The organism is Mycobacterium sp. E136 (assembly GCF_001666865.1).
In the GTDB taxonomy this organism is placed as follows: Bacteria; Actinomycetota; Actinomycetes; order Mycobacteriales; family Mycobacteriaceae; genus Mycobacterium.
The window spans coordinates 1-1,173 of sequence record NZ_LZJE01000113.1 but is presented as its reverse complement, the minus strand read 5'-3'; the positions used below and the strand labels follow the sequence as shown (position 1 = coordinate 1,173).

The 1,173-nt window shown below is 70.2% G+C and carries 1 protein-coding gene; it reads left to right on the top strand.

From position 1 onward, the window contains the following. On the top strand, positions 1 to 1,040 hold a 1,040-nt coding region (locus tag A5698_RS08115), incomplete at its 5' end, for a protein kinase domain-containing protein (protein ID WP_068295388.1). Positions 1,041 to 1,173: the final 133 nt, after the last annotated feature.

Here is a 1,173-nt window from a genome sequence, read left to right as displayed (position 1 = left end):
AGGTGATGGACACCCGGTACGCGGGCGACGCACAGTTTCTCACCCGCTTCCAGCGCGAGGCCCGTGCCGTGGCGCGGTTGGCCGATCCCGGCCTCGTCGCCGTGTACGACCAGGGCGGTGGCCGGGTGGGCGGTCCGCCCCCGTTCCTGGTGATGGAACTCGTGGAGGGCGGAACCCTGCGCGAGCTGCTGCGCGAGCGCGGACCGATGCCACCGCACGCCGCCGCGGCGGTGCTCGGCCCGGTCCTCGGCGGGCTGGCCGCTGCGCACCGAGCCGGCCTGGTGCACCGCGACGTCAAACCCGAGAACGTGCTGATCTCCGACGACGGTGACGTCAAGATCGCTGACTTCGGGCTGGTGCGGGCCGTCGCCGAAGCGAAGATCACCTCGACCAGCGTCATCCTGGGCACCGCCGCGTACCTCTCGCCCGAACAGGTCAGCACCGGCGACGCGGATCCCCGCAGCGACGTCTACTCGGCGGGCATCCTGACCTACGAACTGCTCACCGGCCGCACCCCGTTCGCCGGTGACTCGGCCCTTGCGGTGGCCTATCAGCGGATGGACAACGACGTACCGGCGCCGAGTTCGGTGATCGCCGGTGTCCCAGCACAATTCGACGATCTGGTGCTGCGCGCGACCGCCCGCGATCCGGCCCGGAGGTATGCCGACGCCCGAGAGATGCGAGACGACCTGGACGCGATCGTCGACGAACTCGGGTTGCCGCCGTTCCGGGTGCCCGCCCCGCGCAACTCCGCGCAGCACACCGCGGCCACCATGCGTCCTGCACCGGCGCCGGCGACGGCTCCGCCCGCGCCACGGCAGGCGACCCGCACGTTGCCGCGCGACGACCGCCCTGAGCCCGAACCCGAATACGAGCCAGTCTCGGGACGGTTCGCCGGAATCGACATCGAGGAGTTCTACTGGGCCAGGCAGCGTGCCCGGCGCGCCCTGTTGTTCTGGGTCGTCGCCGTCATCACGTTGACCGCGCTGATCGCCGCCGGCGCATGGACGGCCGGCAGCAACCTGATGAACCTGATCTAGTTGTACTGTCGGACTCCTCAACGCGGCTCGTCCCTCGCCGCTTGATCGTCGTCCGACTAGACGGTATGGAGGCTGACTCGAGGCCGAAGGCCTCGGGCTGCAAATGGACGTGGGTTGCCGATCGCGGGTGAAC